At 76.3% G+C, this 14,946-nt stretch carries 8 protein-coding genes; 4 read left to right on the forward strand and 4 right to left on the reverse strand.

The features are described from left to right. The first annotated feature begins 104 nt into the window (after positions 1-104). On the forward strand, positions 105-1,124 hold the full coding sequence (gene glnII / locus HNR61_RS17260; RefSeq protein ID WP_182844176.1) for a glutamine synthetase GlnII: 1,020 nt from the start codon (positions 105-107) through the stop codon (positions 1,122-1,124). An 82-nt stretch (positions 1,125-1,206) separates the two neighbouring features. On the opposite strand, the gene HNR61_RS49940 is transcribed toward glnII, so the two are convergent. Both HNR61_RS49940 and HNR61_RS17270 read right to left on the reverse strand, forming a co-directional pair. Next, positions 1,207-1,521 carry a helix-turn-helix domain-containing protein gene (locus HNR61_RS49940; protein ID WP_220509455.1) on the reverse strand — a complete coding sequence of 105 codons (315 nt, stop codon included), beginning with the start codon at positions 1,519-1,521 and terminating at the stop codon, positions 1,207-1,209. A gap of 158 nt (positions 1,522-1,679) precedes the next feature. Further along, on the reverse strand, positions 1,680-2,819 hold the full coding sequence (locus HNR61_RS17270) for a serine hydrolase (RefSeq protein WP_182844177.1): 1,140 nt from the start codon (positions 2,817-2,819) through the stop codon (positions 1,680-1,682). Positions 2,820-2,959: 140 nt separating this feature from the next. Between HNR61_RS17270 and HNR61_RS17275 the strand changes: the two genes are divergently transcribed. Beyond that, a complete protein-coding gene (locus tag HNR61_RS17275; protein ID WP_182844178.1) occupies positions 2,960-3,550 on the forward strand; it encodes a DUF6069 family protein in 591 nt (196 codons plus the stop codon). On the opposite strand, the gene HNR61_RS17280 is transcribed toward HNR61_RS17275, so the two are convergent. Both HNR61_RS17280 and HNR61_RS17285 read right to left on the reverse strand, forming a co-directional pair. Further along, a complete protein-coding gene (locus HNR61_RS17280; protein ID WP_182844179.1) occupies positions 3,547-4,317 on the reverse strand; it encodes a hypothetical protein in 771 nt (256 codons plus the stop codon). The genes HNR61_RS17275 and HNR61_RS17280 overlap by 4 nt on opposite strands. A 48-nt stretch (positions 4,318-4,365) precedes the next feature. Beyond that, a complete protein-coding gene (locus HNR61_RS17285) occupies positions 4,366-6,054 on the reverse strand; it encodes a RelA/SpoT family protein (protein WP_312897939.1) in 1,689 nt (562 codons plus the stop codon). A 329-nt stretch (positions 6,055-6,383) separates the two neighbouring features. Between HNR61_RS17285 and HNR61_RS17290 the strand changes: the two genes are divergently transcribed. Further along, entirely contained in the window at positions 6,384-7,487 is a 1,104-nt protein-coding gene (locus HNR61_RS17290) for a polyhydroxyalkanoate synthase family protein (RefSeq protein WP_182844181.1), read from the forward strand. Between the two features lie 291 nt (positions 7,488-7,778). Further along, positions 7,779-14,849, forward strand: coding sequence for a type I polyketide synthase (locus tag HNR61_RS17295; RefSeq protein WP_182844182.1), 7,071 nt, complete (start codon positions 7,779-7,781; stop codon positions 14,847-14,849). Positions 14,850-14,946 lie beyond the last annotated feature (97 nt).

Consider the following 14,946-nt stretch of genomic DNA (forward strand, 5'->3'; position numbering starts at 1 on the left):
TTAACGTGCCGTTCACAAATGGGCAACAGGTCCGAAATGCCGTATTGCCACTCTCATCACGGCCGAGACGACGGACCGGCCGCGGGAAGACTAAGGAGTCGACGATGAGCTACAAGGCCGAATACATCTGGGTCGACGGCACCGAGCCCACCGCGCGGCTCCGCTCCAAGACCAGGATCCTTGCCGACGGCGCCGAGCTGCCCGACTGGGGCTTCGACGGCTCCAGCACCAACCAGGCCCCCGGTGACAACTCCGACTGCGTGCTCAAGCCGGTCTTCGTCGTACCGGACCCGCTGCGCGGCGGCGAGAACAAGCTGGTGCTGTGCGAGGTGTACCTGGTGGACGGCAACCCGCACCCCACCAACAACCGCGCCAGGCTGCGCCCGGTGGCCGAGAAGTACGCCGCCCACGACGCCTGGTTCGGCATCGAGCAGGAGTACACCTTCTTCCAGGCCGGCCGGCCGCTCGGCTTCCCCGAGACCGGTTTCCCCGCCCCGCAGGGCCCGTACTACTGCGGCGTGGGCGCCGACGAGGTCTTCGGCCGCGAGATCGTCGAGCGCCACCTGGACGCCTGCCTGGAGGCCGGGATCAAGGTCTCCGGCATCAACGCCGAGGTCATGCCCGGCCAGTGGGAGTTCCAGATCGGCCCGGCCGGCCCGATCGAGGTCGCCGACCACCTGTGGGTCGCGCGCTGGCTGCTCTACCGCATCGCCGAGGAGTACGACGTCGCCGCCACCCTCGACCCCAAGCCCGCCAAGGGCGACTGGAACGGCGCCGGCGCGCACACCAACTTCTCCACCAAGGCCATGCGCGAGGGCTACGACGCCATCCTCACCGCCTGCGACGCGCTCGGCGCCGAGGGCAAGGTCGAGGAGCACATCGCGGGCTACGGCGCGGGCATCCAGGAGCGCCTGACCGGCCAGCACGAGACCGCCCCGTGGAACGTCTACAGCTACGGCGTCTCCGACCGCGGCGCGTCGGTGCGCATCCCGTGGCAGGTCCAGGTGGACAAGAAGGGCTACATCGAGGACCGCCGCCCGAACGCCAACATCGACCCCTACAACGTCACCCGCCTGCTGGTGAACACCTGCTGCGAGGCCCTGGAGAAGGCCGGCCAGGTCTGATCCGGCCCGCCGAGGGCATGCGCCGCGGCCCGGTCCCCCGCCCGGGGGCCGGGCCGCGGCGCGTTCCCGGGCGCCGGCGCCCTCAGGAGCCGGTGCCCGCGGTGATGTCGAAGGAGGCCGCCAGCAGGGCCAGGACGGGGAAGACGACGCGCGGCGGCATCCGGTAGGTGGCCCGCTCGGACTGCTCCACCAGGCCCGCGGCCGACAGGGCCTTCAGATGGTGGTAGAGCTGCCCGGTCGAGCCCAGGTTCAGCTCGGCCTGCAGGTCCGCCACCGTGCGGGGGCCCACCAGCAGCAGGCGCAGCAGCTCCAGGCGGGCGGGCTGGCCCGCCGCCTGGAGGACCGCCGCCAGCGGGGCCGACGGGGTCTCCAGCAGGGCGGCGGGGGAGCGGGACACCTGCCAGGCCCACTCGTAGCCGCCCAGGCGGGCCTCGCCGCCGTAGGTGACGTGGCCCGACTCGTCCGGCTCGGCGGGCGCGGGCGGGGGAGAGCCCTGGAGGCGTCGTTCCAGCTCCGCGACGCGGGCCTCCAGGGCGGTCAGCCGTTCCTCGGTGCTCAGGATGGTGCCTTTCGTCGGGTCAGGGCCGTGCGGACCCGCTCCGGGTAGCCCGGAGTGTCCGACAGTTTGATGACGAACTGCTGGTGAGCGTAACTCCGCAACGCCTCGAACCAGAGCGCGGGTGGCATGCGCCGCATGCTGAGGACCGTGACGCGGACCGTCCCGTCCGCGGCGACCGTGTAGACCGCCTCGGCGAGGACGCCGGGGAGCGAGCCGCCCTTGGCCCCCATGCGGACGATCCGGTCGTTCAGCGGGCCCCGGCGCGTCGGCCACTCCAGATGGCGGCGGGCCACGGCCGACGCCTTGGCGGAGACCAGCCTCCCCGTCGCGACGCGGCCCATGAGACCGGCCAGGGTCGCCGGGGCGATCGGCTCGGTCGTCTCGGTCCAGGCCGCCTGCACGTCGATCCCGGGCAGCGTGGCCGGGGGCCGCCGGTGGACGGTGTAGTCGCGCATGCAGCGCTCGGCGCGGGCGCGGCGCTCCCGGGCGGGCAGGGCCGCCAGCCTCCGGATGCCGTCGAGGGAGTCGAACTCGCCGTTGCCGCAGGGGCCGAAGGCCAGCAGCATCTGCCCGCCCAGGGAGGGGATCGCGGCCGGCGGCCGGCCGCCGAGGGCCGCCGCCCTGAGCAGGGCCCGCTCGCCCAGGCGGTGGCGCAGGTAGTCGGTGGCCGCGTTGTCGCTGTACTCGATCATCGCGGTGACCAGCTGGTCGAGGGTGGCGGTGCGCCCGATGCCGAGCTCCTTCACCGCCCGCGGGTGGGCACCGCCGTCGGTGCCCGGGATGTGGTACGCCTCCCAGGCGCGGAGGCTGACGCGTTCGGCGGGGTCCAGGCGGCCGCGGGCGACCGCCGTCGCGTAGGCCGCCAGATGCACGATCTTGATCGCGGAGGCCACGGGCGCCGGGGCGCCGCCCCGGTGGGCGACCTCCGGCGGGCGGCCCGGACGGTAGGTGACCAGGGCCGCGTCCCCGGGGTGCGCCGTCAGGTGGCGGAGGACGTCCTCGGCGGTGCCGAAGTCCTCGGTCGCGCCGGCGGGGGCGGCGGGGGCGGTGGTGTCGGCGGCGTGCACGGTCTGCTGGTGGGCTGCGCAGCCGGTGGCCAGAACGGTGGCCAGGGCCGCGGCGAGGAAGCGCCTCATGGCGGCACTGTATCCGGAAATCCGTAATTACGGAATCTCCCAAATCCGGAGGGTCGCCAAATCACCGCAAAGTGTTGCGAGCGCGCGCGTCCGGGGGAACGTCGCCGGGTAGCAACCCTGCATCGCATCGGGGAGGGGACATGGCCGAGACTCCGTTCGAGCCGTTCTTCGACGGTGGGTCCGCCGAACCCCGGCGCGAGCGCAGCCTGGGACCCCGTTACGGGCGGTCGTTCCGGTGCCGCTCGGCCGCGCGGCGCGACCTGTGCGCCGAACGGTTCATCGCGCTGCACGAGGCCGCCGCCGACGACGAGCCGGCGGCGGACCTCCGCCGGGTGTGGGGCGGGGGACTGCTCACGGCGGCGGGGGCCGGAGGGCTGGCCGCCCTCGTGGCGGTGATCGCGCGGGGCTCCGTCGGGCTGCCCTTCCCCGCCTTCCTCACCGCGGAGGCCGGGCCCGGGGCGGCGGGGTTCGCCTACGGGGTGTGCGCGACCGCGGCCACCCTGCAGGCCACCGCGCTGCTGCACCTGCTGCTGACCACGGCGGCGCGCCCGGTGCGGGCGTTCTGCTGGATCGGCGGGATCGTCGTCGTGCTGCTGACGCTGCTGCCGCTCACGCTGCACGCGCCGCTCGACGCCGTGCTGCTCACCTCGGGGATCAACGCGGTCGGCGGATCCGGCGTCGTCGCGCTGCTGGCCGCCATGGCGCGCGCCGCGCGGGACGGGTTCCCCTAACGGCCCACGCTGATCGTCAGGGGCTCGGGCGCGCGGGCCGTGGTGACCCGGACCGGGACCAGGCGGCGGCGGACGTGCAGCTCCACCGGGTCGGCGGGGGCGAAGACCAGCAGGTCGCGGTGCATCCCGGCGAAACCCAGGACCAGGTGGGCCGCCCAGGTGCCGCGGGGCAGCGGGTCGTCGACGAACGCGCGGGTCAGCGGGACCGCCGCGGTGTAGCCCAGCCGGTCCGGGCCCGCCTCCAGCATCGCGATCACCTCGTAGGTCGCGCCCCCGCGCTCGTGCAGCACCAGCGTCGCCGAGACCGGCGTCTCGGCGGCGGGCACGGCGAGGTGGCCGCGCACGACCAGCTCCTCGTCGTCGGCGTTCCAGGCGAGCGCGTCGGCCGTGGTCGATCCGGCGGGATGGGGCGCGCCGCCGACGTCCAGCGCCAGCCCGCCGCCCCGCGGGGCGAAGTAGGCGATCACCATGGTCGAGTCCGGCAGGAACCGGCGCCGCGGCATGCTGTCCAGGCCGGGGTGGTAGGCGAGCGGCGCGGTGGCGGGGCCGGCGCGCAGGGACACGTCCCACAGGCCCCGGGGGAGGGCGCCGGCCGCGACGGACGCGGCGAAACCGGCGTCCCGGACCTCGGCGGGCAGCTCGTGGACGCGGTCGCCGTCGCGTTCGCGCAGGACCAGCGCGACGTCGGTGGCGGGTCCGGGCAGCGTGCCCCGCAGCCGCAGCGTGGCCCCGTCCCAGCGCACCTCGTCCAGAAGCGGATCGGACATCAGGCCCCCCTGCCCCGTCGTTTCCGCGGACCATCCTGCCGCACGGGATCAGGAACGCTTGAAGCGGGGCAGCAGGTCGGCCAGGTCGAGCGCGCCCGAGCCGACCGCGGCGTACAGCTGGTCGACGTCGGCGTAGCCCAGGGCGCGGGCCACCGCCAGGGAGTCGCCGTGCGCCTCGGCCGACAGCAGGTCGACCCGGCCCGCCAGGGCGCGGGCCAGGCGGCCGCGGCCGGTCTCGGCCGCCTCCTCGGCGCGGCGCCGGGCCAGCCACCGCTGGACGTGGACGCGCGCGGGGGCGGTCACCGCGAACGACAGCCACTCCTCGGAGGGGACGCCCTCGGGGTCGGTGAGGACCTCCACCACGTTCCCGCTGCGCAGCTCCGCCGACAGCGGGACCAGCCGCCCGTTGACCAGGGCGCCGATGCAGTGGCCGCCGGTGGCGGCGCCCAGCGCGTAGGCGAAGTCCAGCGCGGTCGCCCCGTCCGGCAGCGTGATCACCTCACCGGTCGGGGTGAACACCGCGACGCTGCCCTCCGCCAGGTCGGCGCGCAGGCCGTCCAGGAACTCCGCCGACGGGACGCCCGACTGCCAGGCCAGCAGGCGGCTCAGCCACACCAGGTCGCGCCGCCCGGCCACGGTGCTGGTCGCCTCGTCGGGCGCGGACCGGATGTGCGCGACGATCCCGTACTCGGCGACCGGGTGCATGTCCCGGCTGCGGATGATGACCTCGATCGGGTCGCCGTCCGGGGTGATCACGCGGGTGTGCAGCGACCGGTACATGTTGTACTTCGGCAGCGCGATGAAGTCGCGGACCTGGCCGGGGATCGGGTGCATCGCCGCGTGGACCGCGCCGAGCGCGACGTAGCACTCCTGCTCGGCGCCGTCCACCACCAGCAGCAGCCGCGCCGCCTCGCAGGGGCGCAGCCCGGTCACGTCCCCGTCCAGGGCCCGGTGCACCGCGTACAGGTGCGAGGGGCGGATCTCGACGCGTCCGGTGACGCCGTGCTCGGCCAGCGAGGCGCGGACGAGCCGCCGCGCGGGGGCGAACGCGGCCGGCGCCCCGCGCAGCGCCAGGGTCACGGCCCGCTCGGTGGCGGCGTGGGCGGCCGGGTCGGCGGCGGCGAACGCCAGGTCGTCCATCTCCCGCTTCAGCACGTGGATGCCCAGCCGCTCGGCGAACGGCACCAGCAGCTCGTGCGACGCCTTGGCGATGCGCGCACGCTTGTGCGGCGGCTGGAAGCCCAGGGTGCGCAGGTTGTGCAGCCGGTCCGCCAGCTTGATCACCAGGACGCGCAGATCGTCCGCCGCCGCCAGCAGGATCTTGCGGAACGTCTCGGCCTCGGCGCGCTCGCCCCACCGCTTCCCGTCCAGCTTGGTGACCCCGTCCACCAGCACCGCGACCCGCTCGCCGAAGTCGGAGCGGACCTCGCCGAGCGTGTAGGGGGTGTCCTCGACGGTGTCGTGCAGCAGCGCCGCCACCAGCGTGGTGGTGTCCATCCCCATCTCCGCCAGGATCATCGCGACCGCGAGCGGATGGGTGATGTAGGGCGCGCCCGACTTGCGGCGCTGGTCCCGGTGCAGGCGCTCGGCGACCTCGTAGCCGCGCAGCAGCGCGGCCTCGTCGGCGCCGGGGTAGGCGGCGCGGTGCGCGGCCAGCAGCGGCGCGACGGCGGGGCGGACCGGGTCGGGGGCGCGGCGGCGCAGCGGGAGCCGGCGGCGGGTGACCGGAACGGTCACCCCCCGGGGTGCGCCTGCCGGATTGAGGGTCGCCATCACGCCCACCTGCCCGCCTGACCGGTAGCGCCACTGCTACTGGCTGTAATCACCATTATGCGCGACGCCCCCGGCGGCGCGCGAGCCGGGTCCACGGCCCCGGTCGCCCGGACCTCTCGGGCGATGACCATTCCCGGCCATCCCGGCGTTCGGTACCGCTATTTAACGCGTACTTCACAGGGCTGTGATATTGGTCTCAACCCGCACGGTATGGGAAAGTCTTGTACGAGCCAGACCGGCTTTGGACAATACGGCACTCACCGGTTCCCTGAATGGAGATGGATAATAACGAAATGATTCTCTTCCCCCGCAACCTGCGCGACGCCGCGTCCAACGCCGCCCACCTGCTGGTGTACGGTCACATCGCCGACCTGCGCCCGATGCCGACCTCGCTCGTCGACGACGGGCCCAAGCGCTCGGTCTACCGCTACCGGTCCCCCGAGGGCGTCGTCCCGGCCGGGCCGCCGGTGCTGTTCGTGCCGCCGCTGGCGGCTCCGGCCCGCTGCTACGACCTGCGCCGGGGGTGCAGCCTGGCCGAGCACGTGGTGACCGCCGGGCGGCGCAGCTACCTGCTGGACTACGGGCCGATCGGGTTCGCCGACCGTGACCTGGGCTTCGCCGAGTGGGTGGGGGAGGTGCTGCCCGGCGCGATCCGCGCGGTCAGCCGGGACGCCGGGGGGCAGCCGGTCCAGCTGGTCGGCTGGTGCCTGGGCGGGATCTTCTCGCTGCTGGCGGCCGCGGCCGATCCGGGGCTGCCGATCGCCTCGGTCGCCGTGATCGCCACCCCGGTCGACACCCGGCGGATCGGCCTGGTCGCGCCGCTGCGGCCGATCGCCCGGCTCACCGGGGGCGTGGAGGCCGGCATGGTGAACGCGGTGTTCGGGGGACTGCCGCGGCCACTGGTCAAACGCGCCTACCAGCTCGTCGGGCTGGACAAATACCTGCTGCGCCCTTACAAGGTGCTGACCAACCTTGACAACGCCGAGTTCCTGGCGCAGATCGAGGCGGTTGATAATTTCACCAACTCGATGCTGGCGTACCCCGGCCGCACCGTCGCGCAGATTTATCACGACCTATTCCGGAACAACGCGCTGACCGGCGACGGCATGGACGTCGGCGGCGAGCGGATCCGGCTACGGGACGTGAAGGTGCCGGTTCTGGCCATCGCGGGGCGGGGCGACGGCGTGGCCCCGGTCGCGGCGGTGCGGCCGCTCACCCGGCTGCTGGAGAACGCCCCCGAGGTGCGCTTCAAGGTCGCGGCGGGCGGGCACCTGGGGGTGCTGACCGGCCGGTCGGCGATGCGCACGACCTGGCGGCACCTGGACGCGTGGCTGGACGAGGGCACCGTCCGGCACGGCATCCGCCCGCAGCGCCGCGAGGTCCTCGCCGAGATATAGGCACCGGCGCCTGGAGTGGATCAAGGCCCGCCGCCGTCCGGGTCAAGGAAGCCTCCAGGAAGCCTCTGGAGTCCCCCGCGATGAGCGTGCTCCCTGGTGTGTCGCCTCCGTGGTCGGAGAGTCGCCGACCGTAGTGTTGCGCAGCGTCGCGGGCCCCGGCCCGCGCTCCAGGGTTTCGCCCGCCGCCCGCCGGACCCGTCCCCCAAGGGGGTACGGCGGGCGCGGGCCAGGGTTTCGAGCCGCGCGGCGGAACGGGTCAACCGCCGCGCGGGACGTCGGGGGGCAGGGTCAATGACGGCAGGGTCGGGCCGTACGGCTGTCGCGAACGGCACAGTCCGTGCCAGCGGCGCGGACGCGGCGAACGGCGCACTCCGGGCGGGTTTCCGAGGCCGCCCGCGCGCCGAGATCATCGGGGTCGGGCCGTTCGGCCGGCCCGCCCCGCACCTGACGGTCGCGGTCGCCCGGGCCGGGGGCCTCGGCGTGCTGGACCTCGGCACCGACGCGGCGTCCGCCCGCGCCGCGCTCGCCGACGTCGGGCGCTGGTGGAACGGCCCGTTCGGGATCCGGGTGGCCGCCGGGTGCGCGCTGCGCCCGGAGGAGCTGCCCCCCGCCGTGGACACCGTCCTGGTCGACGCCGCCGCCCTCGACCCGTCCGGGGAGCCCTCCGGCGCGGCCGGCACGGCCGGGCCGGACGAGCGGTACCCGGACGTCGTCGCGTTCGCGCGGGGCCGCCGCCTGCTGGTGGAGGTCGTGGACCCCGCCGAGGCCGCCGCCGCGCTGCGGGCGGGCGAACGCGTCGCCGCCGCGCACGGCGGGCCGGGCCTGCACGGGCTGGTCGCGCGGGGCTGCGAGGCGGGCGGCCGGGTCGGGGAGCTGACGACGTTCGTGCTGCTCCAGCACCTGCTGTCGGACCCGCGCGTGGACGTGCCGGTGGTGGCGGCGGGCGGCATCGGCCCGCACACCGCCGCCGCGGCCGTCGCCGGGGGCGCGGCGGGCGTGCTGCTGGACACGCAGCTGGCGCTGGTCCGGGAGACGGACCTGCCCGCCGACGTGGCCGCCGCGCTGCGCGCCATGGACGGCGGCGAGACCCGCGTGGTCGAGGACGCCGACGGCCTGCGGTACCGCGTCTACACCCGTCCCGACCTGCCGGAGCCGGAGCTGGCCGGCCTGGACGCCGCCGCGGCCGCCGCCCGGCTGGGCGCCTCGGGGCTGCGGTCGCGGCTGCTGCCGGTCGGGCAGGACGGGGCGCTGGCCGCCGCGCTCGCCGACCGGTACAAGACCGCCGGGGGCGTCGTGCAGGCGGTCCGCGAGCAGATCGCCGCGAGCCTGCGCGCCGCCGTGCGCGCCGAGCCGCTGTCGCCGCGCGACAACCCGCCCGGCGCGGCCATCAGCCGGGACTACCCGGTCGTGCAGGGCCCGATGACGCGGGTCAGCGACCGGTCGGCGTTCGCCGCCGCCGTCGCGCAGGAGGGCGGGCTGCCGTTCCTGGCGCTGGCGCTGATGGGCGGCCGGGAGGTCCGCGAGCTGCTGACCGAGACCGCGGACCGGCTCGGCGACCGGCCGTGGGGCGTGGGCGTGCTGGGGTTCGCGCCGCCGGAGCTGCGCGAGGAGCAGCTCGCGGCGGTGCTGGCGGTGCGCCCGCCGTACGCGCTGATCGCGGGCGGGCGGCCGTCGCAGGCCGCGCCGCTGGAGGAGGCCGGGATCGCCACCTACCTGCACGTGCCGTCGCCGGGGCTGCTGGAGCGGTTCCTGGCCGAGGGCGCGCGCCGGTTCGTGTTCGAGGGCATGGAGTGCGGCGGCCACGTCGGGCCGCGCGCCAGCTTCCCGCTCTGGGAGGCGCAGGTCCAGCGGCTGCTGGACTTCGCCGACGCCCACCCCGGGGCGGCCGCCGGGATGTCGGTGCTGTTCGCGGGCGGCGTCCACGACGAGCGCTCCGGCGCGATGGTCGCGGCGCTGGCCGGGCCGCTGGCCGAGCGCGGCGCCGACGTCCGCGTGCTGATGGGCACCGCCTACCTGTTCACCTACGAGGCCGTCGCGGCGGGCGCGATCCTGCCGGGCTTCCAGCGCGCCGCCGTCGAGTGCGACGGGACCGCGCTGCTGGAGACCTCGCCGGGGCTCGCCACCCGGTGCGCGCGGACCCCGTACGTGGAGGCGTTCGAGCGGACCCGCCGCGAGCTGGAGGAGGCGGGCGCCCCGCGCCAGGAGATGTGGGCCCGGCTGGAGGAGCTGAACCTCGGGCGACTGCGCGTCGCCAGCAAGGGCCTGCGCCGCGCCGGGACCGACGGCGCCGACGGCTCCGACGGGGCCGGGGGCGCGCTGGAGACCGTCGGGCCCGAGGAGCAGCACCGCGAGGGCATGTACATGATCGGACAGGTCGCGGCGCTGCGGTCGGCCACCACCAGCATCACCGGCCTGCACGAGCAGGTCACCACCGGCGCGACCTGCTTCCTGGCCGCCCGCGCCGCCGCGCTCGGCGTGGCCGCCGGGGACGACGGGCCCGCCGCCCGGTACTCGGCGGAGGCCGCGCCGCTGGACATCGCGATCGTCGGGATGGACTGCGTGTTCCCCGGCGCCCGCGACGCCGACGAGTACTGGGCCGCGATCGTCGCGGGCCGCGACGCCGTCACCGAGGTCCCCGCCGACCGCTGGGACGCCGGGGTCTACTACGACCCGGCCGCCACGCGCGACGGCGCGGGGGAGCGGACGCCGTCCAAGTGGGGCGGGTTCCTGCCGGACGTCCCGTTCGACGCGCTCGCCTACGGGCTCCCGCCCAACTCCCTGTCCAGCGTCGAGCCGGTGCAGCTGCTCGCGCTGGAGGTCGCGGCGCGGGCGCTGCGGGACGCCGGGTACGAGGACCGGCCGTTCGACCGCTCGCGGACCTCGGTGTTCTTCGGTGTCGAGGGCGGAACGGACCTGGGCGCCGCCTACAGCGCCCGCGCGCTCCTGCCGGGCTACTACGGCCGGGTCCCCGAGGGGCTGGACGAGCAGCTCCCCCGGCTGACCGAGGACTCCTTCCCCGGCGTGCTCACCAACGTCATCGCCGGGCGCATCGCCAACCGCCTGGACCTCGGCGGCGCGAACTACACCGTGGACGCCGCCTGCGCCGCGTCGCTGGCCGCGCTCGACGCCGCCTGCAAGGAACTGGTCACCGGCACCAGCGACATGGTGCTGTGCGGCGGCGCGGACGTGCACAACGGCATCTACGACTACCTGCTGTTCTCCTCGGTGCAGGCGCTGTCGCCCCGGGGCCGCTGCGCCCCCTTCGACAGCGACGCCGACGGGATCGCGCTCGGCGAGGGCGTGGCGTGCGTGGTGCTCAAGCGGCTGGCCGACGCCGAACGCGACGGCGACCGCGTCTACGCCGTCATCAGGTCGGTCGCCGGGTCCAGCGACGGCCGCTCCCTCGGCCTGACCGCCCCGCGCGCCGAGGGCCAGCGGCTGGCGCTGGACCGCGCCTACTCCCGCGCCGGGATCTCCCCGGCCCGGGTCGGCCTGGTCGAGGCGCACGGCACCGGCACCGAGGTCGGCGACCGCACCGAGCTGGCCGTCCTCACCGAGACCTACACCGCCGCCGGGGCCGCGCCCGGCTCGGTCACGCTCGGGTCGGTCAAGTCGCAGATCGGGCACACCAAGTGCGCCGCCGGGCTCGCCGGGCTGATCAAGACGGCGTACGCGCTGCACACCGGGACGCTGCCGGGCACGCTGCACCTGACCCGGCCGAACCAGGCGTGGGACGCCGACTCCAGCCCGTTCGTGTTCGGCCGGGCCGCGCGGCCCTGGGCCGTCGAGCCGGGCCGCCGGTACGCCGGGCTGAGCGGGTTCGGGTTCGGTGGCGCGAACTTCCACGCCGTCCTCGGCGGCTACGACGGCGCGCCCGAGCCGGTGTCGGGGCTGGCCGAGTGGCCCGCCGAGCTGTTCCTGATCCGGGGCGCCGACCCGGCCGCCGCCCGCGCCGAGATCGACCGGCTGGACGCGCTGCGCGCCCGCGGCGCGGCACGGCTGCGCGACCTGGCCCGCACCTGCGCCGAGAGCACCGGCGAGGTGCGGTTCGCGCTGGTCGCCACCGACGTCGACGACCTGGCGGTCAAGTTCGCCGCCGCCCGCGAGGGACGGTCCGCGCCGGGCGTGTTCGTCCGCGACGAGGCGCGGGAGAGCGGGCAGGTCGCGTTCCTGTACCCGGGGCAGGGCAGCCAGCGGCCGGGGATGCTCGCCGACCTGTTCGTGGCGTTCCCCCGGTTGCAGCGGCTGCTGCGGCTGGCCGGGGGCCGGTACGCCGAGCCGATGTTCCCGCCCGCCGCGTTCACCCCCGCCGGGACCGAGCGCCGGCGCGCCGCGCTCACCGACACCCGCGTCGCGCAGCCCGCCCTCGGCATCGCCGGGCTCGCCGCGCACCGGCTGCTCACCGAGCTGGGCATCCGCCCCGACCTGGCCGCCGGGCACAGCTACGGCGAGCTGGTCGCGCTGTGCGCCGCCGGGGTGTTCGGCGAGCAGGACCTGATCGAGCTGTCGGCCGCCCGCGCCGAGGCGATCCTGGCGGCCGCCCGCAACGGCGCCGTCGCCGACCCCGGCGCGATGGCCGCCGTCACCGCCACGCTGGACGAGGTGCGCGCCGCGCTGTCGGGGATCTCCGAGGTCGTCATCGCCAACCACAACGCGCCCCGCCAGGTCGTCATCTCCGGTTCGGCGTCCGGGCTGGCCAACGCGCTGCGGTCGCTGGCGGAGCGGGGGCTGTCGGCCGAGCGGATCCCGGTCGCGTGCGCGTTCCACAGCCCGCTGGTCGCCGGGGCCGCCGCGCCGCTGCGCGCCGAGCTGGCCGCCCGCGACCTGCGGTCCCCGGCGTTCCCGGTGTGGTCCAACACCACCGCCGCGCCCTACGACACCGACCCCGCCGAGCTGGCCGCGACCCTCGCCGGGCAGGTCGCCGCGCCGGTCCGGTTCGTCGAGCAGGTCGAGGCGATGTACGCGGCCGGGGCCCGGGTGTTCGTGGAGGCCGGGCCGGGCCGGGTCCTCACCCGGCTCGTCGGCGAGATCCTCGGCGACCGGCCGCACACGGCCGTGGCCTGCGACGCCCCCGGCGAACGCGGCCTGGAGCGGCTGCTGACGGCGTTCGCCGAGCTCGCCGCCGCCGGGGTCGCGGTGGACGCGCTGTCGCTGTTCGCCGGGCGCGACGCGCGCGTCCTGACGGCCGCCGACGCCGAGCGGCGGCCCGGCTGGATCGTCAACGGGCACCTCGTCCGCACCGCCGACGGCGAGTACCCGGCCAACGCGCTGCGCCCCGCCCGGCGGGTCGCGCCGCCCGCCACGGGCACCGTCGTGCCCGAGACGCCGGACCCGCGCGGCGTCGCCGAGCAGGCGGTCCTGGACTACCTGCGCACCAGCCGCGAGCTGGTCGCCGCCCAGCGCGACGTCGTGCTGGGCCTGCTGGGCGCCGCCGGGACCGGGGAGGCGGAGCCGCCGCCGGTGCCCGAGGCCGAGCCGACGGCCCGGACTCCCAAGGTGCCCGCGCCGCGCCCGGTGGTGCCCGGCGAGGTCGTGCCGCCCGCCCCGCGCCCGGCGGTGCCGGCCCCGGCCCCCGAGCCCGCCGCCCCGCCCGGCCCGGACGAGATCCGCGCCGCCGTGCTGTCGGTGATCGGCTCCCGTACCGGCTACCCCGAGCCGATGCTCGGCGAGGACCTGGACCTGGAGGCCGACCTGTCGATCGACTCCATCAAGCGCACCGAGATCATCGGTGAGCTGGCCGAGCGGGTCGGCCTGGCCGCCCCGGGCGTGCGGCTGGAGGAGCCGGTCGTCGAGCGGCTCGCCCGGATCAAGACCATCGGCGAGATCGTCTCCTGGATCGGCGACCGCCTCGGCGCCGGGACCGCCCCGGCCGCCCCGGCCGCCGCGACCGCCGAGATCGCGCCGCTGACCCCGGCCGACTCCGGCGTCCCGGTCGTCGCCGCGCCGCTGCGGCAGGTGGTGCGCCTGGCGGACCTGCCGCCGCTGCCGGTGCCCGAGGCGCGGCCCGGCGCGTTCGCCGGCCGCCGCTTCGTGATCGTCGACGACGGCTGCGGCATCGCGCTGGAGCTGGCCGCCCTGCTGGAGCAGCAGGGCGCGCAGGTCCGCACCCCGCTGGAGCCCGACAGCCCCTGCGACGGACTGATCCACCTGGCCGCGCTGCGGCCCGGCGGCGGCCCGGTGCTGCCCGGCGCCTACGGCGGCGTCCGCGACGCCCTGCTGGGCGGCCTGCGCTGGCTGGTGCTGGCGACCGGCGCGGGCGGCGCGTTCGGGGAGCGGTTCGACGGCGGCGGCGTCGGCGACCCCACGCCCGGCGCGGGGCTGCGCGGCCTGGCCCGCACCCTGGCCCGGGAGTTCCCCGAGACGCTGGTGCGCGCGGTGGACGTCGACACCAAGGACAGCCCGCGCGCGGTCGCGCTGCGGATCCTCGCCGAGATGACGGCGGCGGGCCAGCCGGTCGTCGTCGGCTACGAGGGCGACCAGCGCCGCACGCTCCAGATCGTCCCGGCCCCGCTGCCGGAGGACGCGCCCGCCGTGCCGGACCTGACCGCCGACAGCGTGGTCCTGCTGACCGGCGGGGCGCGCGGCATCACCGCCCGCGTCGCGCTGGAGCTGGCCCGCGCCACCGGCTGCCACGTCGAGCTGGTCGGCCGCACGCCCGAGCCCGCCGGGGCCGAGGATCCGGCGCTGGCCGGGGCCGCCGACCAGGCGGCGCTGCGCCGCGCGCTGGTCGCGCAGGGCGGCCGCACCCCCGCCGAGATCGAGGCCACCGTCCGGCGGGTGCTGGCCGAACGCGAGGTCCGCGCCACCCTCACCGGGCTCGGCGCGCACGCCGCGTCGGTCCGCTACCACGCGGTGGACGTGCGCGACCCGCAGGCCGTCCGCACGGTCGTCGAGGACGTCCACGCCCGGCACGGCCGTCTCGACGGCGTGGTCCACGGGGCCGGGCTGCTGGAGGACCGCAGGGTGCGGGACAAGGACGCCGCGTCGTTCGACCGGGTCTACCGCACCAAGGTGGACGGGGCGTGCGCGCTGGCCGCCGCGCTCCGGCCGGACACGGCGTTCTTCGTGGTGTTCGGCAGCGTCTCCGGCGTGCACGGCAACCAGGGCCAGGCCGACTACGCGGCCGCCAACGACGCCTGCGACACCCTCGCCCGGGTGTGGCGCACCCGGATGCGCGGCCGCGTGCTGGTCGCCGACTGGGGCCCGTGGGCGGGCGGCGGCATGGTCACGCCGGAGCTCGCCCGCGAGTACGCCCGGCGCGGCGTCGCGCTGATCGACCCCGACGCGGGCGTGGCGGCGCTGCTCGCCGAGATCGCCGCCGGCGACGAGGTCCAGGTCGTCCTGTCCGGGGTCGCCGAGTGAACGCGCACACGCCACCCCGACCGGGAAACACCGGAAACGAAACGACCAGAGCAGCTTCGAACGGCAGCGCCCCACCGAACGAAACCGAAGCCGCGGC

It is taken from the genome of Actinomadura kijaniata (genome assembly GCF_014138665.1).
GTDB lineage: Bacteria > Actinomycetota > Actinomycetes > Streptosporangiales > Streptosporangiaceae > Spirillospora > Spirillospora kijaniata.